The organism is Cellulosimicrobium cellulans (assembly GCF_016907755.1).
Classification (GTDB): Bacteria; Actinomycetota; Actinomycetes; order Actinomycetales; family Cellulomonadaceae; genus Cellulosimicrobium; species Cellulosimicrobium cellulans_D.
The window spans coordinates 3,312,914-3,336,565 of record NZ_JAFBCN010000001.1; the positions used below are offsets into that span (position 1 = coordinate 3,312,914).

The 23,652-nt window shown below is 74.0% G+C and carries 20 protein-coding genes and 2 tRNA genes; 12 read left to right on the forward strand and 10 right to left on the reverse strand.

Annotation, left to right across the window (positions count from 1 at the left end; genetic code table 11):
- Window positions 1–100: 100 nt before the first annotated feature.
- From JOE63_RS14465 to JOE63_RS14485, 5 genes are all read left to right on the forward strand, one after another.
- Window positions 101–1,090: an ACP S-malonyltransferase gene (locus JOE63_RS14465; protein ID WP_204542291.1), complete on the forward strand. Its 990-nt coding sequence runs from the start codon at window positions 101–103 to the stop codon at window positions 1,088–1,090.
- Complete coding sequence (locus JOE63_RS14470; protein WP_087472402.1) at window positions 1,087–2,094, forward strand: beta-ketoacyl-ACP synthase III; 1,008 nt, start codon at window positions 1,087–1,089, stop codon at window positions 2,092–2,094. The genes JOE63_RS14465 and JOE63_RS14470 overlap by 4 nt, the downstream gene beginning before the upstream one ends.
- A gap of 164 nt (window positions 2,095–2,258) precedes the next feature.
- Entirely contained in the window at window positions 2,259–2,507 is a 249-nt protein-coding gene (locus JOE63_RS14475) for an acyl carrier protein (RefSeq protein ID WP_021482065.1), read from the forward strand.
- Window positions 2,508–2,606: 99 nt separating this feature from the next.
- The gene (locus tag JOE63_RS14480) at window positions 2,607–3,851 is read left to right on the forward strand and encodes a beta-ketoacyl-[acyl-carrier-protein] synthase family protein (protein WP_087472403.1); all 1,245 of its coding nucleotides are present in this window, start codon (window positions 2,607–2,609) and stop codon (window positions 3,849–3,851) included.
- A gap of 327 nt (window positions 3,852–4,178) precedes the next feature.
- On the forward strand, window positions 4,179–8,207 hold the full coding sequence (locus JOE63_RS14485; RefSeq protein ID WP_204542292.1) for a choice-of-anchor G family protein: 4,029 nt from the start codon (window positions 4,179–4,181) through the stop codon (window positions 8,205–8,207).
- 81 nt (window positions 8,208–8,288) lie between these two features.
- Here JOE63_RS14485 and JOE63_RS14490 read toward each other — a convergent pair whose 3' ends face one another.
- The 3 genes from JOE63_RS14490 to JOE63_RS14500 all read right to left on the reverse strand — a co-directional run bounded on the left by JOE63_RS14490 (window position 8,289) and on the right by JOE63_RS14500 (window position 10,322).
- Window positions 8,289–8,789: a DUF3145 domain-containing protein gene (locus JOE63_RS14490; protein ID WP_047233028.1), complete on the reverse strand. Its 501-nt coding sequence runs from the start codon at window positions 8,787–8,789 to the stop codon at window positions 8,289–8,291.
- A gap of 172 nt (window positions 8,790–8,961) precedes the next feature.
- Window positions 8,962–9,447 (reverse strand): peptide deformylase, encoded by a 486-nt coding sequence (gene def, locus JOE63_RS14495; RefSeq protein WP_087473029.1) that lies wholly within the window; start codon window positions 9,445–9,447, stop codon window positions 8,962–8,964.
- Between the two features lie 68 nt (window positions 9,448–9,515).
- Window positions 9,516–10,322: a DUF1206 domain-containing protein gene (locus JOE63_RS14500; RefSeq protein ID WP_244286196.1), complete on the reverse strand. Its 807-nt coding sequence runs from the start codon at window positions 10,320–10,322 to the stop codon at window positions 9,516–9,518.
- Window positions 10,323–10,464: 142 nt separating this feature from the next.
- Between JOE63_RS14500 and JOE63_RS14505 the strand changes: the two genes are divergently transcribed.
- On the forward strand, window positions 10,465–11,577 hold the full coding sequence (locus tag JOE63_RS14505; protein ID WP_204542293.1) for an acyltransferase family protein: 1,113 nt from the start codon (window positions 10,465–10,467) through the stop codon (window positions 11,575–11,577).
- Here the strand turns inward: JOE63_RS14505 and JOE63_RS14510 are convergent.
- Window positions 11,550–11,909 carry a DUF488 domain-containing protein gene (locus JOE63_RS14510; protein ID WP_204542294.1) on the reverse strand — a complete coding sequence of 120 codons (360 nt, stop codon included), beginning with the start codon at window positions 11,907–11,909 and terminating at the stop codon, window positions 11,550–11,552. The two genes, JOE63_RS14505 and JOE63_RS14510, sit on opposite strands and share 28 nt — an antisense overlap.
- Before the next feature lie 85 nt (window positions 11,910–11,994).
- On the opposite strand from JOE63_RS14510, the gene JOE63_RS14515 reads away from it, so the two are divergent.
- Window positions 11,995–12,068: transfer RNA gene (locus JOE63_RS14515), tRNA-Ile, on the forward strand.
- A 36-nt stretch (window positions 12,069–12,104) separates the two neighbouring features.
- On the opposite strand, the gene JOE63_RS14520 is transcribed toward JOE63_RS14515, so the two are convergent.
- Window positions 12,105–12,953, reverse strand: a complete 849-nt coding sequence (locus JOE63_RS14520; RefSeq protein WP_204542295.1) for a hypothetical protein — start codon at window positions 12,951–12,953, stop codon at window positions 12,105–12,107.
- A 138-nt stretch (window positions 12,954–13,091) separates the two neighbouring features.
- On the opposite strand from JOE63_RS14520, the gene JOE63_RS14525 reads away from it, so the two are divergent.
- From JOE63_RS14525 to JOE63_RS14535, 3 genes are all read left to right on the forward strand, one after another.
- Window positions 13,092–13,607: a hypothetical protein gene (locus JOE63_RS14525; RefSeq protein WP_087472407.1), complete on the forward strand. Its 516-nt coding sequence runs from the start codon at window positions 13,092–13,094 to the stop codon at window positions 13,605–13,607.
- A 55-nt stretch (window positions 13,608–13,662) separates the two neighbouring features.
- Window positions 13,663–13,735, forward strand: a tRNA-Asn gene (locus JOE63_RS14530).
- A gap of 131 nt (window positions 13,736–13,866) precedes the next feature.
- A complete protein-coding gene (locus tag JOE63_RS14535; RefSeq protein ID WP_204542297.1) occupies window positions 13,867–15,330 on the forward strand; it encodes an MDR family MFS transporter in 1,464 nt (487 codons plus the stop codon).
- Window positions 15,331–15,343: 13 nt separating this feature from the next.
- On the opposite strand, the gene dnaG is transcribed toward JOE63_RS14535, so the two are convergent.
- Window positions 15,344–17,290 (reverse strand): DNA primase, encoded by a 1,947-nt coding sequence (gene dnaG / locus JOE63_RS14540; protein WP_087469252.1) that lies wholly within the window; start codon window positions 17,288–17,290, stop codon window positions 15,344–15,346.
- Window positions 17,291–17,346: 56 nt separating this feature from the next.
- Window positions 17,347–18,267: an AraC family transcriptional regulator gene (locus JOE63_RS14545; protein WP_204542298.1), complete on the reverse strand. Its 921-nt coding sequence runs from the start codon at window positions 18,265–18,267 to the stop codon at window positions 17,347–17,349.
- A 93-nt stretch (window positions 18,268–18,360) separates the two neighbouring features.
- On the opposite strand from JOE63_RS14545, the gene JOE63_RS14550 reads away from it, so the two are divergent.
- Complete coding sequence (locus JOE63_RS14550; RefSeq protein ID WP_087469254.1) at window positions 18,361–18,813, forward strand: VOC family protein; 453 nt, start codon at window positions 18,361–18,363, stop codon at window positions 18,811–18,813.
- 38 nt (window positions 18,814–18,851) lie between these two features.
- Here JOE63_RS14550 and JOE63_RS14555 read toward each other — a convergent pair whose 3' ends face one another.
- The gene (locus JOE63_RS14555; protein ID WP_307840320.1) at window positions 18,852–20,144 is read right to left on the reverse strand and encodes a deoxyguanosinetriphosphate triphosphohydrolase; all 1,293 of its coding nucleotides are present in this window, start codon (window positions 20,142–20,144) and stop codon (window positions 18,852–18,854) included.
- 216 nt (window positions 20,145–20,360) lie between these two features.
- Between JOE63_RS14555 and JOE63_RS14560 the strand changes: the two genes are divergently transcribed.
- On the forward strand, window positions 20,361–20,792 hold the full coding sequence (locus tag JOE63_RS14560; RefSeq protein ID WP_087469256.1) for a hypothetical protein: 432 nt from the start codon (window positions 20,361–20,363) through the stop codon (window positions 20,790–20,792).
- Window positions 20,793–20,840: 48 nt separating this feature from the next.
- Here the strand turns inward: JOE63_RS14560 and JOE63_RS14565 are convergent, their stop codons facing one another.
- Window positions 20,841–22,691 (reverse strand): glycoside hydrolase family 13 protein, encoded by a 1,851-nt coding sequence (locus JOE63_RS14565; protein WP_204542300.1) that lies wholly within the window; start codon window positions 22,689–22,691, stop codon window positions 20,841–20,843.
- Window positions 22,692–22,695: 4 nt separating this feature from the next.
- Complete coding sequence (locus JOE63_RS14570; protein WP_204542301.1) at window positions 22,696–23,652, reverse strand: sugar ABC transporter permease; 957 nt, start codon at window positions 23,650–23,652, stop codon at window positions 22,696–22,698.

Genomic DNA, 23,652 nt, shown 5'->3' on the forward strand with positions numbered 1-23,652 from the left:
CCCGCTCTCGGCACCCTTGTAGGTTCGGCACAATCACCCTCCGCAAGGTTGGTGCGGGTCGTGACGTGGCACGAGAGCCCCGGGACGGCACAGTTGACGGGTGCTCGCCGTCTTGTGCCCTGGACAGGGCTCCCAGTCCCCCGGAATGCTCGCCCCCTGGCTCGAGCTGCCCGGCGTCGCCGACCAGGTCGCCGCGTTCGGCGAGGCCGCGAGCCTCGACCTGCGCGCGCACGGGACGGAGTCCGACGCCGACACGATCCGTGACACCGCGGTCGCCCAGCCGCTCATCGTCGCGTCGTCGCTCGTCGCGCTGCGGGCGATCCTCGACGGCCGGGACACCGCGGACGTCGTCGACGTGACCGCGGGCCACTCGGTGGGCGAGCTCGCCGCCGCCGCGGTCGCGGGCGCGCTGACCGACGTCGGCGCGGTCGGGCTCGTCGCGCACCGCGCGCGCGCCATGGCCGCGGCCGCCGCCGCGACGCCCACGGGCATGAGCGCGGTCGTCGGGGGCGACCCCGAGGAGGTGCTCGCCGCGATCGAGGCCGCGCACCTGTGGCCCGCCAACGTCAACGGCGGCGGCCAGGTCGTCGCCGCCGGCGCGCTCGACCACCTCGCGGCCCTCGCCGAGAACCCGCCCGCCAAGGCGCGCGTCATCCCGCTCCAGGTCGCCGGGGCGTTCCACACGCCGTTCATGCAGCCCGCGCTCGAGGAGTTCGAGCCGGTCGCCGCGTCGTGGGACGTCGCCGACCCGCGCCTGCCGTTCCTCTCGAACGCCGACGGCGAGTCGTACGCGACCATCGACATCGAGGGCAGCACGTCCGGCAAGGCGCGCGACGTCGTCCGGCGCCTCACCGCGCAGATCGCCGCACCCGTGCGCTGGGACCTGTGCCAGGAGACGCTCGCCGAGCTGGGCGTCACCGCGATCCTCGAGCTCGCGCCGGGCGGCGTCCTCACGGGCCTCGCGCGCCGCACGCTCAAGGGCGTGGAGTCGGTGGCCGTGAAGTCGCCCGACGACGTCGAGGCGGCCCGCGACCTGATCGCCCGCCACTCCGTCGTGGGCGGCGCGCCCGCCCCGGGCGACGACGCGTGAGCGGCGTGACGCTGCGCCAGGCCACCGGCCCGGCGTACTCGCGGATCCTCGCGATCGGGGGCGTGCGCGGCGAGAACGTCGTCACGAACGACGACGTCGCCGGGCCGATCGACTCGTCCGACGAGTGGATCCGCCAGCGCACCGGGATCGTGACGCGCCGTCGCGCCGGGGCCGAGGTCGACGTGCTCGACCTGTCCGAGGCCGCGGCGCTCGACGCGCTCGCCCGCGCCGGGCTCCAGGGCTCGGACATCGACGCCGTCATCGTCTCCACGGTCACGTACTTCCACCAGACGCCCGCGGCCGCCGCGGTGCTCGCCGAGCGCCTGGGGGCCACGCCCGCCGCCGCGTTCGACGTCTCCGCCGCGTGCGCCGGGTACGCGTACGCGATCGCGCAGGCCGACGCCCTCGTGCGCGCCGGCACCGCGACGCACGTGCTCGTCGTCGGCGCGGAGAAGATGAGCGACTTCATCGACCCGACCGACCGGTCGATCTCGTTCCTCCTGGGCGACGGCGCGGGCGCCGCGATCGTCGGCCCGTCGGACACCCCCGGCATCGGCCCCACCGTGTGGGGGTCCGACGGCGGCAAGGCCCAGGCGATCCGCCAGACGCACGCCTGGTCGGACCTGCGCGAGGACCCGTCGCTCGGCTGGCCCACGCTGCGCCAGGACGGGCAGAGCGTCTTCAAGTGGGCCGCGTTCCAGATGGCGCCCGTCGCGGCCAAGGCCATGGCCGAGGCCGGGGTCACGCCCGGCGACATCGGCGCCTTCGTGCCGCACCAGGCGAACATGCGCATCATCGACCAGATGATCAAGCAGCTCCAGCTCCCCGACACCGTCGCGGTCGCCCGCGACATCGCAGAGACCGGCAACACGTCGGCCGCCTCGATCCCGCTCGCCACGCGTCGTCTGCTCGACGAGGGCCAGGTCCGCTCCGGAGACCTCGCGCTCCAGATCGGGTTCGGCGCCGGGCTCGTCTACGCCGCGCAGGTGGTCGTCCTGCCGTAAGGGAGAATCACCCTGGACGGACGGCCGCCCTCCCCACGCGGGGGGACCCACGCCGTCGGCGGACCCGTCCGTCGCACGCACCGTCTACCGCTGTACCGCCCGGGACACCCACCGGGCACCGCCACCGGGACCGGTCGCCGCCGGCCCCACGACAAGGAGAAACCATGGCTTACACCGAGCAGGAAGTCCTCGCCGGCCTCGCCGAGATCGTCGCCGAGGAGACGGGTCTGCCGACCGACGCCGTCGCGCTCGAGAAGTCCTTCACCGACGACCTCGACATCGACTCGCTGTCGATGATGACGATCGTCACGCACGCCGAGGACAAGTTCGGGGTCCGCATCCCGGACGACGAGGTCAAGAACCTCACGACGGTCGGCGACGCCGTGTCCTTCATCACGGGCGCCCAGGCCTGAGCACGCCCCGCCTGCCCCGCAGGCCTGCGGGCGGGTCGGCGTCACCCACGCCGGCCCGCCCGTCCTCCCGCCCCCGCCTCACCCCACCCGAGGAGCACCATGTCCGCCGCTACTGAAGTCGTCGTCACCGGCCTCGGCGCCACCACGCCGCTCGGCGGCGACGTGCCCTCGACCTGGGCCGCGGCGCTCGCCGGCGAGTCCGGCGCCCGCACCCTCGACAACGACTGGGCGGAGCGCTACGAGATCCCGGTGACCTTCGCCGCGACCCTCAAGGTGGACCCCGCCGAGGTCCTCGCGCGTCCCGAGATCAAGCGCATGGACCCGTCCACGCAGTACGCCATCATCGCCGCGCGCGAGGCGTGGGCCGACGCGGGCAGCCCCGAGGTCGACGGCGACCGGCTCGGCACCGTCGTGTCGTCCGGCATCGGCGGCATCTGGACCACGCTGGACGGCTGGGACACGTTGCGCGAGCGCGGCGCCCGCCGCATGCTCCCCATGACCGTGCCCATGCTCATGCCCAACTCCCCCACCGCCTACGTGTCGCTCGAGCTCGGCGCCCGCGCAGGCGCCCACGCGCTCGTCTCGGCGTGCGCGTCCGGGGCCGAGGCGATCGGCTACGGCGTCGACATGATCCGCGCGGGCCGCGCGGACGTCGTCGTCGCGGGCGGCACCGAGGCGACGATCCACCCCATGCCTATCGCGGCCTTCGCCGCCTCGCGCACGCTCTCGCTGCGCAACGACGACCCGCAGGGCGCGTCGCGCCCCTACGACGTCGACCGCGACGGCTTCGTCATCGGCGAGGGCTCGGGCGTCGTCGTCCTGGAGAGCGCGGAGCACGCCGCCGCGCGCGGCGCCCGCGTGTACGCGCGGCTCGCCGGCGTCGGCCTGTCCTCCGACGCGTACCACATCACGTCTCCCGACCCGGACGGTCGCGGCCAGGTCGCCGCGATGCGCCGTGCGATCGAGGAGGCCGGGGTGACCGGGCGCGACGTCGTGCACGTCAACGCGCACGCGACCTCGACCAAGGTGGGCGACCTCACGGAGACCCGCTCGATCCGCTCCCTCCTGGGCCCCGACACGGACCACGTGCTGCTGTCGGCGACCAAGTCGATGACCGGGCACCTCCTCGGTGGCGCGGGCGCGCTGGAGTCGATCTTCACGATCAAGGCGGTCGCCGAGCGCCTCGCTCCCCCGACGATCAACGTCGCGAACCCCGACCCGGAGCTCCAGGTGCCGCTCGTGCGCGACACCCCGGCGCCGCTCCCGACGGGCGACATCGTGGCGGTGAACAACTCGTTCGGGTTCGGCGGCCACAACGTCGCGCTCGCGGTCGCGAGCGTCTGAGCAGCCTTTCCTCGAGCCCCGGGGCGACGGCCGAGCGGCCGTCGCCCCGGGGCTCGTGCGCGCCGGAGGCCGGACGATCCGGACGCCGAGGTCTCGGCTCCTGAGATGGACGATCGTCCAGATCGTTGCGATTTCACCCATCCCTTTTGTCCGGACAAGCCGCGCCAAATCCGGACGCAGCACCCCGCCCTGCCGCCGCCCGTCGGCTTTCACCCCGCGCCTCCTGTCACCCGTCGAGCACGCCTCCGTCCCATCGCCGACCCTGTGGGCGTGATGTGGCGCCTGCCACATCACCACCTCGAGGCAGGCGAGCGGAAGGACAGGCACGTGACCCGAACGGCGAGACATCTCTCCACCCAGGCACCACCCCGCTGGAGGCGAGCGACGGCGCTCGCGGCGGTAGGGGGTGTCGTCGGCGCCCTGACCTTCGCGGGAGGGATCGCCGCGACCGCCGCCCCGACGGACGACTCGGAGGGCAGCGGGCAGTTCCTCAGCGGCACCGTCGCCGGGCTCGACCTCGCGACGATCGCGGCGCTGGATGGTGCCGTGGCCGAGAACCCGTCCGGGGCGAACCCGGTCGTCACGAACCCCCTGGCCGCCACGGTCTTCCAGTCGCTCGGGATCGACCTGACGGGCACCCTGCAGCTGCTGGGTCCGAACGGCATCCTGCAGCTCGGTGCGGTCAACCAGTACGGCGAGGCGAACGACGACGGCTCCGCACGGGCCGCCTCGGGCGCGGTCTCGGACCAGGGCGCGATCTCGGTCGGCGGCAGCGAGGAGTTCCCGTCCGACGCGCAGCTCAACCTCACACAGCTCCTCGGCCCCGGCTTCGAGTCGGTCGTCGCGGACCTCGACCTGTCGCTCGGCGCGCTGTCCGCGACGGCGGAGGCGACTGGCGGCGCGGCACCGACCGGCGACTACCAGATCGCCGGTGCGACCCTCACGCTCGACAGCCCGGCCGTCTCGGGCATCGCCACGGCGGTCGACGACGAGGTCGTCCCGCTCGTGGACGGCGCCGTCGGACAGCTCGTCGGGACCGACGGGCTGCTCGCCCAGGCGCTGAACGGGATCGGAGCGCTCGCCCAGGTGCTGACCGTCCTCGGCGGGGACCTCGAACCCACGGTCGCGATCGACGTCGACCTCGACAGCGCCCTGGCGCCCGTGCTCGACCAGGACTTCGGCGACGAAGGCGTCGTGATCAACGTCGGCGACGGGACCGTGACGGTCGACCTCGACACGATCCTCGGCGGCACCGGGTCGCTGAACGGGTTCGACCCCAACACCGAGGTCCTCGACGACGCCGCGATCAACGCGATCCTCGACGGGCTCAGCGCGGCCCTCGACGACCTCACGACAGCGCTCGTCGGAGCGGTCGACACGGCGCTGCACGCCGCGAGCCTGACGCTGACGGTCGAGGCCGTCGTCGACAACCCGGTGCCCCTCGCCCCGGACCTCCTCAACCTGGCCATCAACCTCGACACGACCGTCGGCGACGTGGTCGACGGGACGGTCGACCCCGCCGACGCCACCATCACGATCGCGCTCACCGGCGTGCCGCTCACGCTCCCGCTGGGCGACCTCGTCAGCGCGCTGGCCGGTCCGCTCGACACGGTGCTGTTCGCCGACGGGACCGGACTGGTGAGCACGCTCGCCGGGACGATCACGTCGGAGGTCACCGGTCCCGTGCTCACCGCGCTCTCGCCGGTCTTCGAGATCCTCACGGAGGTCGTGAGCCTCGTCGTCAACGTCCAGGAGCCCGAGCCGTCCGTCGCCGACGCGACGTTCACGCAGCGCGCCCTGACCCTGTCGATCCTCGAGGTCGGGACGGGCACGGGCCTCGCGGAGCTCCACCTCGCGTCGGCGACCGTCCGTGGCTCGACGGTCGCGGCGATCACCCCGGCGGTGACCGTCGACCCGGCGTCCATCCCGGCAGGCACGCCGACGACCGTCACCGGCACGGGCTACACGCCGGACTCCACGGTCACGGTCGAGATCCGCGACGGCGAGGGCACGGTCATCACCACACTGACCGACGTCCCCACCGACGCCGACGGCGGTTTCACCACTCCCGTCACCGTCCCCGTGGACACCGCCCCGGGCGACTACACCGTCGTCGGCATCGACGACACCACCTCCACCGAGGCCGAGACGGCTCTCGCCGTGACGGCGGCTGCGCTCACGCCCTCCGTGACGGTCGACCCGACCACCGCCAACCCCGGTGACGACGTCACCGTCGACGGCACGGGCTACACCCCCGACTCGACGGTCACCGTCGAGATCCGCGACGAGAGCGGAGCGGTCGTCGCCACCCTGGGCGACGTCCCCACCGACGGCGACGGGAACTTCACCACCCCGATCTCCGTCCCCGCGGGCACCACCCCCGGCGACTACACCGTCGTCGGCATCGACGACACGACCTCGACCGAGGCGGAGACCCCGCTCACCGTCGAGGCAGCCGCCCTCACCCCGGCGGTGACTGTCGACCCGACCACCGTTCCGGCAGGCACCCCGACGACCGTCACGGGCACGGGCTACACGCCCGACTCGACGGTCACGGTCGAGGTCCGGGACACGACTGGCACCGTCGTCGCCACCCTGAGCGACGTCCCGACCGACGGTGACGGCGGCTTCACGACGCCCATCACCGTCCCCGCGAACACCACCCCCGGCGACTACACCGTCGTCGGCATCGACGACACCACCACCACCGAGGCGGAGACCCCGCTCACCATCGAGGCAGCCGCCCTCACCCCGGCGGTGACGGTCGACCCGACGACGGCCGTTCCGGGTGACCAGGTCACCGTCGACGGCACGGGGTACACCCCCGACTCGACCGTCACCGTCGAGATCCGCGACGAGAGCGGAGCGGTCGTCGCCACCCTGGGCGACGTCCCCACCGACGGCGACGGGAACTTCACCACCCCGATCTCCGTCCCCGCGGGCACCACCCCCGGCGACTACACCGTCGTCGGCATCGACGACACGACCTCGACCGAGGCGGAGACCCCGCTCACCGTCGAGGCAGCCGCCCTCACCCCGGCGGTGACCGTCGACCCGACCACCGTTCCGGCAGGCACCCCGACGACCGTCACGGGCACGGGCTACACGCCCGACTCGACGGTCACGGTCGAGGTCCGGGACACGAGCGGCACCGTCGTCGCCACGCTCACCGACGTCCCGACCGACGGCGACGGCGGCTTCACCAGCCCCATCACCGTCCCGGTCGACACGACACCGGGCGACTACACCGTCGTCGGCGTCGACGACACGACCTCCACCGAGGCCGAGACGCCCTTGGTCGTGGAAGCTGCGGCGATCGAGCCCGCACTCACCGTGGACCCGGCCACCGCCAACCCCGGTGACGAGGTCACCGTCGACGGCACGGGCTACACCCCGGACGCCACGGTCACCGTCGAGATCCGCGACGGCTCCGGCACCGTCATCGCCACCGTCGAGGACGTCGCGACCGACGGCGACGGGGCGTTCACGACACCGGTCACCGTCCCCGAGGGCACCACCCCCGGCGACTACACCGTCGTCGGCATCGACGACACCACTTCCACCGAAGCGGAGACCCCGCTCGGCGTCGGGGGCGTCGGGGTGTCCGAGCCGACCGTCACGGTCGACCCGACCACGGCGAACCCCGGCGACGAGGTCACCGTGACGGGGGAGGGCTGGCCGCCGAACACCACGGTCACGGTCGACCTGGTCGACGAGGACGGCGACGTCGTCGCGACGGTCGACGTGGAGACCGACGACACGGGGAGCTTCACCACCCCGATCACGGTGCCCGACGACGCGACGCCGGGCGACTACACCGTGCACGCGTCCGACGACGCCGGGAACGAGGCGGAGGCGCCGCTCACGGTCGTCGCCGCCGGTGACAGGGCCCTGGTGTCGTCGTTCGTCACGCCTCGCGTGCTGCGCGGCGCGGAGCAGACGTTCGTCGCGTCGGGCTTCGAGCCGGGCGAGTCGGTCCAGGCCGTCATCAACTCGGAGCCGCTGATCCTTCCGGTGGCGACCGCCGACGCGAGCGGCCAGGTCAGCTGGACGTTCGTCGTCCCGGCCGACTTCGAGGTCGGACCGCACACGGGCACGGCGACGAGCGTCGACGTCGGCGACTCCACGGTCGCGTCGTTCGAGGTCTACCTCACGCCCACGGGCGGCGACGGACCGGGCAGCTCCGGCCCCGGCTCCGGCTCCGGCTCCACCCACGCGGGCAACGGGAGCGGGTCGGACTACCTCGCCCGGACCGGCACCGACGACCTGGGCCTGTTCCTGGTCGCGGCGCTGCTGCTCGTGGCCACCGGCGCCGTCGTCCGCCTGCGCGCGCACCGCGCACGCCGCGCGGGCTAGGCGCACCACGACCGAGGGCGCCTGCCGGGATCTCCCGGCAGGCGCCCTCGGTCGTGTCGTGGGGGTGGTGGAGGCGCGGCGTCAGCCGACGCGGTGGAGCCAGCGCACCGGGGCGCCGGCACCGGCGTAGCGGAACGGCTCGAGCTCGTCGTCCCACGCCTTGCCGAGCGCCAGGTGCAGCGCGTCTCGCATGGCCCAGGGCTCGCTCACCTGCTCCAGCGCGGCGCGGATCCGGTCCTCGGGGACCACGATGTTGCCGTGCACGTCGGTCTGGGCGTAGAAGATGCCGAGGTCGGGAGTGTGCGACCACCGGCCGCCGTCGACCCCGTGGCTGGGCTCCTCGGTGACCTCGTAGCGCAGGTGGGACCAGCCGCGCAGCGCGGAGGCGAGCTTGGCGCCCGTGCCCTGCGGGCCCTGCCACGAGTACTCGGCCCGGTAGAGGCCGCGCGCGGCGGGCTGCTCGGTCCAGTCGAGCGACACGCGCACGCCGAGGACGTTGCCCGCGGCCCACTCCATGTGCGGGCACAGAGCACGCGGTGCTGAGTGCACGTAAAGAACACCGCGGGTGATGGCACCGGCCATGTCTGCCTCCCTAGGTCGAGGTTGCGTCTTCCCCAACGTCCTCACCGAGGGTGGTGTCACAGCACGTCACACGGTACGTCGCGGCGTGTCTTGTGCCCATCTTGCACGATCCGGCGCGTTCGCGCGACAGATTCGCCGGGCGAGCCCGGAGGTCGTCAGGCGCCGCGCGTCGTCACAGGTGCTCGCGCAGCTCCCGCATCGCCTTCTTGCGCACGGAACGGTCGAGCCGGTCCAGGTACAGCATCCCGTCGAGGTGGTCGCACTCGTGCTGCAGGCAGCGCGCCATGAGCTCGGTGCCCTCGACGACGACCTCGTTGCCGTCGAGGTCCGTCCCCACGACGCGCGCGTACCAGGCGCGCCGCGTCGGGTACCAGAGGTTGGGGACGGAGAGGCAGCCTTCGTCACCGTCCTGGTAGTCGTCGGAGAGCTCGACGATGCGCGGGTTGAGCACGTACCCGATCTCGTCGTCGATGTTCCACGAGAAGGCCCGCAGGTTCACGCCGATCTGGTTGGCGGCGAGGCCCGCGCGGCCCTCGTGGTCGACGGTCTCGACGAGGTCCGCGACGAGCGAGCGCACACGGTCGTCGATGGTGGTGATCTCGTCGCAGGGGGTGCGGAGCACGGGGTCCGGGATGGTCCGGATCTCTCTCATCGCCATGGGCGCCATTCTTCCATGCGCACGACGACGGACCGCCGGGTCCACGACCCGCACGCCTGGGGCCCGCGTCACATGCGGGCGTACCGGGCGCGAGCGAAGGAGTAGAGCCCGTACGCCGCGAAGCCGAGCCCGACGGCGACGAGCAGCACCGCGCCGAACGGCTGGGCCGCGAGGGTCGCGAACGCGGCGTCGAGCCCGCCCGCCTGCTCGGGGTCGTGCTGCACGGCTGCCACGACGAAGAGCGCGCCGAGCACGCCGAGCGCGACCCCCTTGGCGACGTAGCCCACCCGGCCGAGCGTCACGACGGCGCGACCGACGTTCCCGCCCGTGCCGCCCTCGAGGTCCTCGAGGAACTTCTTCCGCCAGCCCTTCACCACGTGGTACACGCCTGCGGCGACGATCCCGACGCCGACGGCGCCCACGAGGAGCACGCCGCCCGGCTTCTGCATGAGCGTCGCCGTCATGCTCTCCTCCTGGCCGGAGCCGCCCGCGGACCCGTTCACGACCTGCACGGCGAGCACGCCGAGCGCCAGGTAGAGCACCGCCTTGCCGGCGGCCTTGAGCCGGTCGGACGTCTCGGCCGCGCCGCTGATCGCCACGGTGAGCTGCCACAGCGCGAGCGCGGCGAACGCCACGACGGCGAACCAGAGCAGGACGGTCCCGCCCGGCGTCTGCGCGATGGCGGTGAGCGCGCCGGTCTGGTCCGCCTGCTCGCTCGACGTCGAACCGGTCGCCACCTGCACGGCGAGCACCCCGACCACGAGGTGGAGCAGGCCGCTCACGGCGTACCCGGCACGGGCGAGGATCTCGAGCAGCCTGCTGCCCCGCGCGCCGCGTGCCGCCGCCTTGCCCGTCGAGCTGATGCTCGGTGCCACTGGACCTCCTCGGTCGTCGGGACGCCGCCCCCAGCGCGCCGCCGGGTTCTCCGGCCCGGACACAGTGCCAGCACCGCGCCCCGCACGCACGCCGAGCGCCGACCTCGGGAAGCTCAGATCACGGTTTGGTAACGTGCCTCGGATGCCCACGACGAACCCGCGCCTCGCCGTGCTCGACGGACTCCGGTTCACCGCCGCCGCGGCAGTGCTCGTCTACCACTTCGTCGCCGTCAACCACCACGCGTGGGGCGAGCGGACGAGCGACTCCCTGCCGGGCGTGCAGGGCGTCGCCGCGTACGGCTCGTTCGGCGTCCAGCTCTTCTTCGTGGTCAGCGGCTTCGTCATCCTCATGACGGCCTGGGGCCGCGACGTCCGCGGCTTCGTCGCCTCGCGAGCCGGCCGGCTGTTCCCCGCGTACTGGGCCGCCGTGCTCCTCACGCTCGCCCTGCTCGTCCTCGTGATCCCTGGCCGGCGCGACGTCGACCTCCCGCAGGCGGCCGCCAACCTCACCATGGTCCAGCGCGCGTTCGGGATCCCCGACCTCGAGGCCGTCTACTGGACGCTCTGGTCGGAGCTGCGGTTCTACGTCCTCGTCGGCCTGCTCGTCGCCGTCGGCCTCACCCGGGCACGGGTGCTCGCGTTCGTCGTGCTCTGGCCCGTCGCGGGGGCGATCGCCACGCAGGCGGGCTCCGGCCTCGTCGCGACCGTCCTCGTCGCGCCCGACGCCCCGCTCTTCGCCGGCGGGATGGTGCTCTACCTGCTCACGCGGGAGCGCCGGTCACCGGTCCTCTGGCTCGCGCTCGCCCTCGACGTCGTCCTCGCGGCCGCCGTGTCGGGCCGGATCCAGGCGGCCCGCATCGAGAACAGCACCGACGTCGTCGTGTCCCCCGCCGTCGGGTGGGTCGCCATCGTCCTGTGCTTCGCCGTCGTCGCCGTCGCGACGCTGACCCCGCTCGCGCGAGTCTCGTGGGGCTGGCTCACCGCGCTGGGCGCGCTCACCTACCCGCTCTACCTCGTGCACGCGTCGTGGGGGCGGTGGGTGATCGAGTCGGTGCACCCGTACCTGTCCCGGGCCGCGACGCTCGCCGTCGCGGTCACCGCGTGCCTCGCGCTCGCCTGGGTGGTCCACCGCGCCGTCGAGCGTCCGCTCGGCCCGCGGCTGCGCCGCGCCCTCGACCGCGACCTCCGGCGCGACCGTGCCCGCCCGGGCGGGCACGTCCCCGCCCGTCAGGACGAGCCGGTCGCGGCCAGGTAGTCCCGCAGCACGACGGCCTGGTTGTGCTCCTCGTCGCGCGCCCCGTACACGAGCGTCACCACAGGGTGCTGCCCGACGACGTCCCGCAGCTCCCCCACCGCGTCGCCGTTCGCGTCGAGCTCGGCCCGGTACCGCTCGGCGAACTCGTCGAACAGCCGCTCCTCGTGGTGGAACCACCGCCGCAGCTCGGTGGACGGCGCGACCTCTTTGAGCCAGAGACCCACGTGCGCCTTCTCCTTGCTCTCGCCGCGCGGCCACAGCCGGTCGACGAGCACGCGGAACCCGTCGCCGTCCTCAGCCGGCTCGTACACCCGCTTGATGTGGATCGTCATGACGCCATGAGACCGCTGCCCGCGCCGGAACGCACGTCGATCCCTGCGCCCGCCGGACGACCCGCGGCGGTATGCTCACCGGCGCGCCCCGTTAGCTCAGCTGGTCAGAGCAGGAGACTCATAATCTCTCGGTCGCGGGTTCAAGTCCTGCACGGGGCACGGCTTCCGGGATCGGTCTGGCGGCACTACGCCGCATCAATAGGTCACGACCACCGTCGGCGCATCCCGTCCCGGCGTGCCGGGGGTGTCGCCAGAGCTCGGCGTCGATCGGGCGGACGCGCCTCCCAGCGTGAGGTTGACGAAGGGCAGGCTGCCGGGCACGGAGAGCGTCGCCTCGGAGTAGGTCACCGATCCGCTCGGGAAGACGTTCAGGCGTGCGCCCCACGCCTTCAGGACGTGGTCGATCGGGTGGTAGCACCCCCCGGACCCGTCCGCCAGCCGCAGGACGGTGATCCCGACCGCCCGCAGTCCGTGCTCGTCCAGGCGCCACACGGGCCCACCGGAGTCGCCGGCGAGAGTCGTCGCCGTGTGACAGACGAGGACGCCGCCGTACTGCGGGTGGTACCCCCAGAAGGTGATCCGCCCCTCTTGCCAGCCGCTCGTCGCACCCATCTTGCCGACCAGCGCGTCCCGGACCTGCGCGTTCGTCCGCAGGATGCCGGTCACCCTGCCGTCACCTGGCGTCGCGCCGGTGCGCGGGTCGACGACCACCTGGTACAGCCCCACACCGCCGGAGGCGCGGACCAGCGCCGTGTCGGTGTTCGGGTACGTCTTCGAGTAGGCGACGGCGCCCCAGGCCGCATCGGTGCCGAACACCGTGGTTCGCGGCGTGGCGCAGTGCGCGGCGGTCACCGGGAACGACCCGCTCGTCCCCGTGATGGTGTAGGAGCCGGTGCACAGGACGCCGGAGCGAGGACCGCCGAAGTACATCGGGTGACCCGCCTGGTAGGAGTACGAGAGGGCCGCGCTCGGCATCGCGGCGAGCACGATGCACAGCAGCGCGACGATCGTCGTGACGAGTCCTGCAGCCGTCCTTGCGATCATGGGTCGTCCCCTCGTTCGTGAACCTCGCTCCCTCGGATGCTCGCTGCCTTCGGGAGGATCGGCCAGCGGAGAGCCACCGAGAGCCGATCGGCCGGCTCGCGCGCCGGCCCGCACCCACCGAGCGGCTACGGTGGGTGCGTGTCCTGGTTCCGCCGCCCCGCGCTCCCCGACCCGGTCCGCCGCGCGCTCGACGTCCCGGCGAGCGATCGCGTGCTCGCCTCGGCCGAGCTGGCCGACGGCTCGTGGGCGGTCGCGACCCGCACCGAGCTCCTCACGAGCGACCCGACGGGCAGGGTGGTCGCACGACGCCCGTGGTCGGACGTGGACCGGGCGGGGTACGCGCCGGAGACCGCCACGATCACGGTCTCGTGGGTCGACGGCGCCCCTCCCCTGGCCCTCGCGCTGGCCGACGCGCGCCGCACGTCGCTCGCCCAGACGCTGCGCGAGCGCGTCCAGTCGTCGGTGGTCCTGTCGGAGACCGTGACGTTCGCCGCAGGGCTCACCGCCCGGGTCGCCGTGCGGCGGGACGGTGACGGCGAGCTCTTCTCGCAGGTCGTCGCAGACCCGGGCGTCGACCTGACGGACCCGGAGGTCACCGCCCGCGTGGACGCCGCCGAGGGACGGGTCCGGTCGGCGTCCGGACTACCCCTCTGAGCCTGCTAGAGTTTTCCCCGGTCGCTGCGGTGCACACCGTGGCAGCCATGATCGATCCCGCGTAGCTCAGCTGGCAGAGCATCCGACTGTTAATCGGACGGTCGTAGGTTCAAGTCCTACCGCGGGAGCCTCGAGAGCTCGGCCCCGGACCGCACAGCGGTCCGGGGCCGAGTCGTTTCTCCCGCCCGGCCCGCACGTCGACGCGGCGCGGCGGGGGCGGCCGGGAATACGGGACCGTTGCCTGAGGCTTGCGTCTGTCGTGACCACGACGTCCTCCGCCGGGATCGGCCTGCGCTCCGAGCGCGGCCCCGTCCTCCTCGCGCTCATGCTGTCCACCGCGCTCGTCGCCCTCGACGCGACGATCATCGCGACGGCGTCGGCGACGATCGCGCGCGAGCTCGGTGGGTTCGCGCAGCTCCCCTGGCTCTTCTCCAGCTACCTGCTCGCGCAGGCGGTCGGGACGCCCGTCTTCGGCAGGTTGTCCGACGTCCTCGGTCGCAAGCGACTCATGCTGGCGGGGGTCGCCCTGTTCTTCCTCGGGTCCGTGCTGTGCGGGTTCGCGTGGTCGATGCCCGCGCTCGTCGCCGGCCGCGTGCTCCAGGGTCTGGGCGCCGGTGCGGTGATGCCCGTCTCCCAGACGATCGCCGCGGACATCTACACGCTCGAGGAGCGCGCGAAGGCGCAGGGCTACCTCGCGTCGGTGTGGGCGATCTCGTCCGTCGTCGGCCCGACGCTGGGCGGCGTGTTCTCGGAGTTCGTCAGCTGGCGCTGGATCTTCTTCGTCAACGTGCCGCTGTGCGCCCTGGCCGCGTGGATGCTGCACCGCCGGTACCACGAGTCCCCCCGCGAGGGTGCGCGCGAGCCCATCGACTACGTCGGCGCGGCGCTGCTCACCGCGGGCAGCACGCTCCTGCTGCTCGGTCTCCTCGAGGGCGGGTCCACGTGGGCGTGGGCCTCCCCCGCCTCGGTCGCGGTCCTCGGTGCCGCGGTCCTCCTGCTCGGCGTCTTCGCGGTGCACGCGCGCCGCACGCGCTACCCCGTGGTCGACCTCGCGATCCTGCGCCGGCGCGTCATCGGCGTCTCGACGGCCGTCTCGCTCCTCGTCGGGGTGATCGTCCTCGCGCTGTCCACGTACGTGCCGATCTACGCCCAGGGGGTCCTCGGCGTCGGGCCGCTCGTCGCGGGGTTCGCGCTCGCGGCGATGACGGTCGGCTGGCCGATCTCCGCCTCGAACGCCGGGCGTCTCTACCTGCGGATCGGCTTCCGCTGGACCGCCGTCATCGGGTCGGCGCTCGTCCTCGCCGGCACGTCGCTCACGCTGCTGCTGGGCGCGTCGTCGTCGGTCGTCGCGGTCGCCGCGACGATGTTCGTCGTCGGCGTCGGGATGGGGCTGACCGCCGTCCCGACGCTCATCGCCGCCCAGTCGTCGGCCGCGTTCACGGAGCGCGGCGCCGTGACGGGCACCAACATGTTCGCGCGGTCGCTCGGGTCCGCGGTCGGCGTCGCGGTCTGCGGCGCGATCATCAACGCCCGCACCACGCTCGGCGCCGACGGCACGCCCGAGGGCCCCGGCCTCATGAGCGCGATCCACGTCGTGTTCGTCCTGCTCACCGCGAGCGCCGCGGTCCTCGTCGTCCTCGCGGCCCTCATGCCGCCGGACCGGCAGGCGGCGCGCGACCGCCGGGCGGCGACGACCGCCGCGACCGTGGACGCGACGGCCTGACCTCCCGGAGGGCTCAGGCGATCTCGCCCTCGCGCAGCGTGCGACGCTCGGCCTCGACCGCGAGGAGCGCGGCGAACGCCTCCTGGTATGCGGCGAGGTCCGCCGCGGGGTCGAGGCGCTGCAGGCGGCTCTTCGCGTCGGCGACGCGGCGGGTCAGGCCGAGGTCGACGAGGCCACGGACGACGCCGGCGACGTAGCCGCCGACGACGTTCTCGCGGTCCTCGGGGAGCGGTGCGACGGCGAGCTCGGTCACGAGGCCGCGCACGGGCTCGGCGGCCTGCTCGACGACGGCCTCGACCCAGTGCCCGGCGCCGAGCGTCGCGCCCTCGCGCACCCCGCCCGCGGCGCGGATCGCGGCGTGGACGGCGCGCCAGGCCGGGACGGCGAACGCGTCCTCGCCGAGGTCGTCGAAGACGGGCGGGACGTGCTGGGGGTACTGCAGGACGGCGGCGAGAGCGAGGCGCTCACGGCGCGCCACGGGGTCGCGCGGGTCGGGTGCGGGGAGTGCCGGGACGGCGGGCTCGGGCTCCGTGCCCTCTCCGCCGGGGCGGGCGCCGTCAGGCCGCGACGTGCGGACCGGCCCGGGCGCGCTGCCGCGCTTGGCCGCCGCGGCGACCTCGCGCCGGACGCGCTCGGCGTCCATGCCGATCCAGCCCGCGAGCATGCGGGCGTACTCGGGACGCAGCGCGGCGTCGCGGATCCCGGCGACGACCGGGGCGGCGGCGCGCAGCGCACCGACGCGGCCCTCGGCGGTGTCGAGGTCGAACGTCGCGAGGGTCGTCCGGATGACGAACTCGAAGAGGGGCTGGCGCCCGTCGACCAGGGCGCGCACCGCGTCGGGGCCGCGCGCCATGCGCAGCTCGCACGGGTCCATGCCGCTCGGCTCGACGGCCACGAACGTCTGGGCGTAGAAGCGCTGGTCCTCGCCGAACGCGCGCACGGCGGCCTTCTGGCCCGCCGCGTCGCCGTCGAACGTGAACACCACCTCGCCCCCGACGGACGCGCCCGACGCGAGCTGCATGCCGCCCCCGGCGGTCGTGTCGCCGAGGAGACGGCGCACGATGCGCGCGTGGTCCGAGCCGAACGCGGTGCCGCACGTCGCGACGGCGGTCGTCACTCCGGACAGGTGCGCCGCCATGACGTCCGTGTACCCCTCGACGACGACGACGCGCTTCTGCTTGGCGATCTCGCGCTTGGCGAGGTCGATGCCGTACAGCACGTGCGACTTCTTGTAGAGCGAGGTCTCGGGCGTGTTGAGGTACTTGGGCCCCTGGTCCTCGTCGTAGAGGCGGCGCGCGCCGAACCCGACGATCTCGCCGGTGACGTCGCGGATGGGCCACACGAGGCGCCCGCGGAACCGGTCGTAGATGCCGCGCTGGCCCTGGCTCATGAGGCCGGAGGCGACGAGCTCGGGCTGCGTGAAGCCGCGCCCCTGGAGGTGCCGTTGCAGGTTGTCCCAGCCGGTGGGCGCGTACCCGACGCCGAAGTGCTCGGCGTCCGTGCGGTCGAAGCTGCGTTCGGCGAGGAACGCGCGGGCGGCCTGCGCGCCGGACGCGAAGAGCTGCTCGGAGAAGTACTGCGCGGCGACGCGGTGCGCCTCGAGCAGCCGCTGGCGCCGGCCCGGCTCCTCGCGGGGACGCTGCGGCCCGCCCGAGTCCTCGTAGCGGAGCTGGATCCCGACGCGGTCCGCGAGGTACTCGACCGCCTCGACGAACGTCAGGCCGTCGATCTTCTGGACGAACGAGATGACGTCGCCGCCCTCGCCGCACCCGAAGCAGTGCCAGCGCCCCACGCCGGGCCGCACGTGGAAGGACGGCGAGCGCTCGTCGTGGAAGGGGCACAGCCCCTTGAGCGAGCCGACGCCCGCGGTCTTGAGGGTGACGTGCGCGGAGACGATCTCGTCGATCCGTGCGCGGTCGCGGACGGCTTCCACGTCCTCGCGTCGAATCAGGCCAGCCACGGAGCGAGTCTATGCGCCCGGGCGGTGCCTCGGGGGTGGCTCGACGGCGTCGTCGGTCACCCGGGGTGCGCCGTCGCGCCCGCCCCGACGAGCGCGTCGCGCGACGCGGCGCAGCGTCGCGCGTACGCCCCGGGCGTGGACCCGGTCGCGCGCGCGAAGTCGGTACCGAGGTGCGCCTGGTCGTAGTACCCGACGGCGCTCGCGAGCGCCGCGAGGTCCTGGTCGGGGTCGGCGGCGAGCAGGTCGGCCGCGAGGTGCACGCGGTGGCGCTGCAGGGCCCACTTGGGGCTCACACCGACGTACGCCGCGAAGAGCCGCTGGAGCGAGCGTGCGGAGGTCCCGACGACGGCGGCGAGGTCGGCGACGCCCGCGCCGGGCCCGAGGTCCCCGGCCACGAGAGCGGCGAACGCGCGGGCGACGCGATCGAGGTCGCGTGCCGTCCGCGCGTCGCGGACGCGGTCGGCCCGCGCCCGCAGCAGCGGCTCGACGCCGCGTGCGGCCTGCTCGTCCCGGCCGGCGACGGCGAGGGCGAGCGCGGCGGCGCCGGTGCGCTCCGCCGTCGGGCCGAGGAACGCGGCGGCGGGGAGCTGCACGCCCGGGTGCACGGCGTCCGCGTGCCCCAGCAGGACGCGGAACGCGCCTGGCCGCAGCTTGGTCCCCACGACGGCCCCCGACCCGGTCAGGGTGCGCTCGAACAGACCCGACGGGATGCCGTGCGCGACGTACCCCGTCGCCTCGGCGACCACGTTGGCGACGGGGTGCGGCACCAGGACCTGCGTGAACGACTCCCCCGGCGGCAGGTCCCAGCGCACGACCCAGTGCCGCTCGACGAGGTCCGCGAGGTCCGGCGCCGGCTCGACGCGCACGAGCTCGAACCCGCGCCGCGCGGCGGCGGGGTCGACGAGCCCCCGCAGGGACGTCGTCGGGCCGAGCTGGGACGCCGCCCTCGCGTCGGCGCGGTCCTGGGGTTCGAACACCTGTCGCATTCCTCCAAGACTGGCACGGCCCGCCGACACGAGCATGGTGGGACGGCCCGCACCCGACGCGGGCGCCCAGACGAGGAGGACCCCATGGAGATGTCGGCACTGCACCCCAACCTCACGGTGAGCGGCGCGCGCGAGGCGATCGCGTACTACGAGACGGCGCTCGGCGCCGAGGTGATCGACACGATCACGGCGGGCGACACGATCATCCACTCCGACCTGCGGCTCGACTCCCCCGCCGGGACGTCCACCTTCACGGTCGCGGAGGCGTTCCCGCCCGACTCCGTCGCGCCCGAGGCCGGGGCGCCGACGCACGCGTCGTTCACGATCCCGGTCGAGGACGCCGACGCCGCGTACGCGCGGGCGATCTCCGCGGGCGGGTCGAGCATCGCGGAGCCCGCGGACTGGTTCGAGGGGTTCCGGCAGGCCGCGGTCCGCGACCCGTTCGGGCACCGCTGGTTCTTCGTGACCGTCGCGGACTCCGTGACGGCCGCGGACGTGCAGCGCGCCAGCGACGCCTGGATGGCCGAGCAGGGCTGAGCCAGCCCTCCGACCCGACCGCGTCGCGCCCGTCGGCCTCAGGCCGGCGGGCGCACGAGGCGTGCGTGGAACTGCATCGCGGAGACGTCGGTCAGAGAGGCGACCTGGTCGACGACGACGCGCAGCCGGGCCGCGTCGTCGGGCGCTGCCTCCCAGTCCGCCGCGAACGACGGCTCGAGCGCGACGGGCGCGCGGTCGGAGAAGACGTGCACGAGGTCGGCGATGACCTCGCGCTGGCGCTGGTAGAGCGGCTCCTGCTCGCGCGGTGCCATGACGTAGGCGACCGCGACGCCCTTGAGCACGAGGATCTCCGCGACCGTCTCGTCCGGGACCACGAGCCGCGCGGCGTACCGGGTGAGCGGACCGTCCCCGTAGAGGGCGCGGGTCGCGTCCTGGGCGGCCCCGGTGAACCGGCCGATGAGCTGGCTCGTCGCGTCCTTGAGCGCCGCGAGCGCGCGCCGCGACCCGTCGAACCCGGTCACCAGATGACCCGTGCCCTGGAGGCGCGTGATCGCGGCGTCGAGCGCCGCCTCGTCGTACGCGGTGCCGTACCAGGAGTGGACCGCGCGCACGACGCGGGCGCGCTCGTCGGCGTCGTCCAGCACCGCGAGCTCGATGCGCCCGCCCACGATCGCGTCCTCGACGTCGTGCACGGAGTACGACACGTCGTCCGCGAGGTCCATGACCTGCGCCTCGAGGCACTTGACCTGGCTCGGCGCGCCCGCGCGCAGCCAGTCGAACACGGGCCGGTCGTCCTCGTAGACGCCGAACTTGTGCGTCGGGCGACCGTCCGCGCGCAGCGGTGCCTCCCCCGCGCCCCACGGGTACTTCACGCTCGCGTCGAGGCTCGCGCGCGTGAGGTTGAGCCCGTACGAGCGCCCGTCCGCGTCGACGACCTTGGGGTCGAGCCGCGTGAGCAGCCGCAGGGTCTGCGCGTTGCCCTCGAACCCGCCGACGTCGACCGCGAGGTCCGCGAGCGCCCGCTCCCCGTTGTGCCCGAACGGCGGGTGCCCGAGGTCGTGCGCGAGGCACGCGGTGTCCACGATGTCCGGGTCGCAGCCGAGCGCCTTGCCGATCTCGCGCCCCACCTGCGCGACCTCCAGCGTGTGCGTGAGGCGCGTGCGGACGAAGTCGTCGCTGCCCGGCCCGAGCACCTGCGTCTTGGCGCCCAGCCGACGCAGCGCGGACGAGTGCACGATGCGCGCGCGGTCGCGCTCGAACGGCGTGCGGGCCCGGGACTTCGCGGACTCGACGAACCACCGCTCGGTGTCGGCGTCCGAGTACGACGCCGTGCCCTCCTCGCCGCGCGCGGGCCGCGGGCCGGTCCCCACGACCGCGGGGTCGAACGCCTCCTGCTCGAACGTCTGCACGGCCCCCAGCGTAACGAGGCCCGTCGGGCGTGGCGGGACCCGCGTGGAGGCGCACCGTCGGTGTGCCGGGGGCTCGTCACGCCGAGAAGGGAGTCCTTGCCCTCGATCCGAGCCGCTCAGGGGCAAGAAGTCCCTTCTCGGCGGCGCGCTGCCGGGCTGGGGCGTAGCCTCGCGCACATGGGTGCAGCGCACGCGCTCGAGCTGCGAGCCGTCACCGTCGACGGCCTGGTCGAGGTCGTCCCGTACGTGGACGGCCGCTCGCTCGTCGACCTCGTCGGACGGCACGAGTCGGCGTCCGGGTACTCCCCCGCCGGCGCGTACGGCGGGCTGGTCCCCGCGTTCTTCCGGTACGGCGACGCCGCGCACCAGTGGTACGGGCGTGGCCGGACACCTGCGGGCGGGCACGCGTGGGTGCTCGCGTGCGACTGCCACGAGGCGGGGTGCTGGCCGTTCGAGGTGACCGTCGCCGCCGACGCGACGACGGTCACCTGGCGTGACCTCACGCAGCCGTTCCGGCCCGAGTGGGACTACTCCGCGCTCGGTACGTTCACGTTCGATCGCGCCCGGTACGACGACGCGGTGCGCCAGGTCGCGCACCTCTTCGCCTGACCCGCCGGAGCGCCGGGCGACCCCCCTGCGGCCGCCGGGACACGCGGCTCAGCCCAGGCGCCACACCCCGACGGCCGGGCCGTCGCCCGCGAGGCGGGTGCCGCCGTCGTGCCGGGCGAGGTCCAGCGTGCCGTGCAGCCGCTCCGCCTCGCCCGACCCCACGAGCGCGGGGTGCAGGGTGACGCCGTCCCACGGCGCGCGGGCGAGCGCGACGAGCACGCGCTCGCCGGGCGTCTCGCGCAGGTAGACGAGGGCGTCGTCGTCCACGTGCACCCAGCGCAGGCCGCCGTGCCGCAGCGCCTCCGAGCGGCGTCGCACGGCGATCAGCGCGCGGTACAGGTCGAACGTCGCGGCGTCCCAGCGGCCGGAGCCTGCGCCCGTCGTGCCCGCGTCGTCCCACGGCATGGTCGCGCGCCCGTGCTCCCCGTTCAGACCGGTGAGCCCCACCTCGTCGCCCGCGAAGACCACCGGCGTGCCGGGGTAGGTGAGCAGGAGCGTCGCCGCGACCTCGACCATCTCGCGCGAGCCCACGATCGAGCGCAGGCGGGGGGTGTCGTGCGAGCCCAGCATGTTCCACTGCGACGCCGTGACGCGCCACGGCAGCACGGCGTCGAACTCGCGCATGGTCGCGACGACGTCGCGTCCCCCGCGCCGCGGCGTGCGCACCGGCAGCCCGAGGTAGGGCACGGGCGAGTCCGCGGGCGACAGCCACGTCCAGGCAGGCCGCGTGAACGCGGAGTAGTTCATGTTCGCGTGCCAGCCGTCGCCCGCGAGGTCGCCCGACGCGTCGTGGAAGTGCTCCGCGACGAGCGCGGCCTCGGGGTTCGCGGCCCGCATGGTCGCGCGCAGTCGCCGCGCGACCTCGAGCGTGCGGTCCTCGGCGCCGAACCGGCCGGTCATGTTCGCGACGTCGATGCGCCAGCCGTCGAGGCCGAACGGCTCGCCCAGGTAGCGGCCGACGACGGAGCCGGGCCCGTCGATCATCCGCGCCCCGAGCTCGGCCGAGCCGTGCGACAGCTTGGGCAGCGACGCGTGCTCGAGCCAGCCCACGTACCCGGGCTCGCCGTCGGTCCAGTAGTAGAAGTCGCGCTCCGGCGCGGCGGGGTCCGCGAGCGCCCGCGCGAACCACTCGTGCCCGGCGCCCGTGTGGTTGGTCGTGAGGTCGCCCATGACGCGCAGCCCGCGCGCGTGCGCGGCGCGGATCAGCGAGGCGTAGGCGGCGTCCCCGCCGAGCAGCGGGTCGACGTGGTCGAACGTGCTCGCGTCGTAGCGGTGGTTGGAGCGCCCAGGGAAGACGGGCGTCGTGTAGAGGGTCGTCACTCCCAGTGCGACGAGGTGGTCGAGCCGTTCCTCGACGCCGGCGAGGTCGCCCCCGTAGTACTGCGTCCCGACGTCGGGCCCCGACCCGTGCGGCTCGTCGCCCCAGGCGGCCGGGACGGCCCACTCCGGGAGCGGGCGCCCGTCGGCCGCGGCCGACCGGGCGAACCGGTCCGGGAAGACCTGGTAGACGACGCCGTCGCGCATCCACGCGGGAGCTCCCTCGTGGACCGTGAGGCGGAAGTCCGCGGCGTCGGGCACGTCGCGGTCCCACACCCCGCGGCCGTTGAGCCAGCGGTACCCGGCCGCGCCCTCGTCGAGGAAGAACCGGTACCCCGTCTCGGGGTTGTGCACGAGCACCTCGGCGACGTACCAGTCCTCGTGCTCGTCCGAGCGGTCGAGCCGCGCGGGGGCGAGGCGGGGCTCGCCGTCGCGCACGGTGCGCAGCCACACGTCGCGCACGCCCACCGACCGGGGCACGCGCACGCGGACGGGGACCGTGTCCCCGAGGGCGGGCACGCCCTCGGGGACGTACAGCGCCGAGCCGTCGTGGTGCGGGACGGAGGTCGCGACGTCACGCACGCGGTCAGCCCTTCACGGACCCGGCGGTGAGCCCGCCGACGATGTACTTCTGGAGGAAGAGGAACAGCACGAGGATCGGGATCGCGGCGAGCACGGCACCGGCGGCGAACAGGCCCCACGGCGCGTTGCGCTCGTCCGACGCCCACTGGTACAGGCCGACGGCGAGCGTCAGCTTCTCGGACGACTGCAGCACCGTCTTGGCGATGATGAACTCGCCGTAGGTCCCGACGAACGAGAGCAGCCCCACGACCGCGAGGATCGGCGCGACGAGGCGCAGCACGATCGTCCAGAAGATCTGCGCGTGCGTCGCCCCGTCGATGCGGGCCGCCTCGTCGATCTCGCGCGGCACGGTGTTGAAGAACCCGTACATGAGGAACGTGTTCACGCCCAGCGCGCCGCCCAGGTACACCATGATCAGCGCGAGGTGGTTGTCCGTGCCGAGCGCCGGGAACACGTCGCCGAGCGCGAGCAGCAGCAGGAAGATCGCGACGACCGCGAGCATCTGCGGGAACATCTGCACGAGCAGCAGCGTGGTGAGCGTCCCGCGGCGTCCCGAGAAGCGGAAGCGCGAGAACGCGTACGCGGCCGCGCCGCCCATGAGCACGGTCCCGACCGCCGTGACGGACGAGACGAGCAGCGAGTTGACGAACCAGCTCGGGAAGTCCGTGCCGAACAGCTCGGCGTAGTTGGCGCGGTCGACCGTGCGGAACAGGTCGTTCGAGCCCGTGAGCGTGCCGCCCGGGTTGAGCGACGCCGAGAGGACGTACAGCAGCGGGATCACGCAGTAGACGATCGCGACGACGCCCACGACGTGGCGCCAGCCGACCTCGGACCACCAGCGCCGGCCACGCGGGCGGCTCGTGTCGCGCAGCGGGGTGGAAGGTGTGCCCGCGCCCGAGCCGGGGCGGGACGACGTGGCGCTCGCGGGCGTGCCGGGCGCCGTGACGGTCAGGTCGCTCAT

What these genes read in the sequence shown, in the direction of transcription:
- JOE63_RS14510 (WP_204542294.1), bottom strand. Translation starts at nt 11,909, where the DNA reads ATGACGATCCACATCAAGCGGGTGTACGAGCCGGCTGAGGACGGCGAC.
- JOE63_RS14505 (WP_204542293.1), top strand. Translation starts at nt 10,465, where the DNA reads ATGCCCACGACGAACCCGCGCCTCGCCGTGCTCGACGGACTCCGGTTC.
- def (WP_087473029.1), bottom strand. Translation starts at nt 9,447, where the DNA reads ATGGCGATGAGAGAGATCCGGACCATCCCGGACCCCGTGCTCCGCACC.
- JOE63_RS14550 (WP_087469254.1), top strand. Translation starts at nt 18,361, where the DNA reads ATGGAGATGTCGGCACTGCACCCCAACCTCACGGTGAGCGGCGCGCGC.
- JOE63_RS14480 (WP_087472403.1), top strand. Translation starts at nt 2,607, where the DNA reads ATGTCCGCCGCTACTGAAGTCGTCGTCACCGGCCTCGGCGCCACCACG.
- JOE63_RS14490 (WP_047233028.1), bottom strand. Translation starts at nt 8,789, where the DNA reads ATGGCCGGTGCCATCACCCGCGGTGTTCTTTACGTGCACTCAGCACCG.
- JOE63_RS14475 (WP_021482065.1), top strand. Translation starts at nt 2,259, where the DNA reads ATGGCTTACACCGAGCAGGAAGTCCTCGCCGGCCTCGCCGAGATCGTC.
- JOE63_RS14520 (WP_204542295.1), bottom strand. Translation starts at nt 12,953, where the DNA reads ATGATCGCAAGGACGGCTGCAGGACTCGTCACGACGATCGTCGCGCTG.
- JOE63_RS14570 (WP_204542301.1), bottom strand. Translation starts at nt 23,652, where the DNA reads ATGAGCGACCTGACCGTCACGGCGCCCGGCACGCCCGCGAGCGCCACG.
- JOE63_RS14560 (WP_087469256.1), top strand. Translation starts at nt 20,361, where the DNA reads ATGGGTGCAGCGCACGCGCTCGAGCTGCGAGCCGTCACCGTCGACGGC.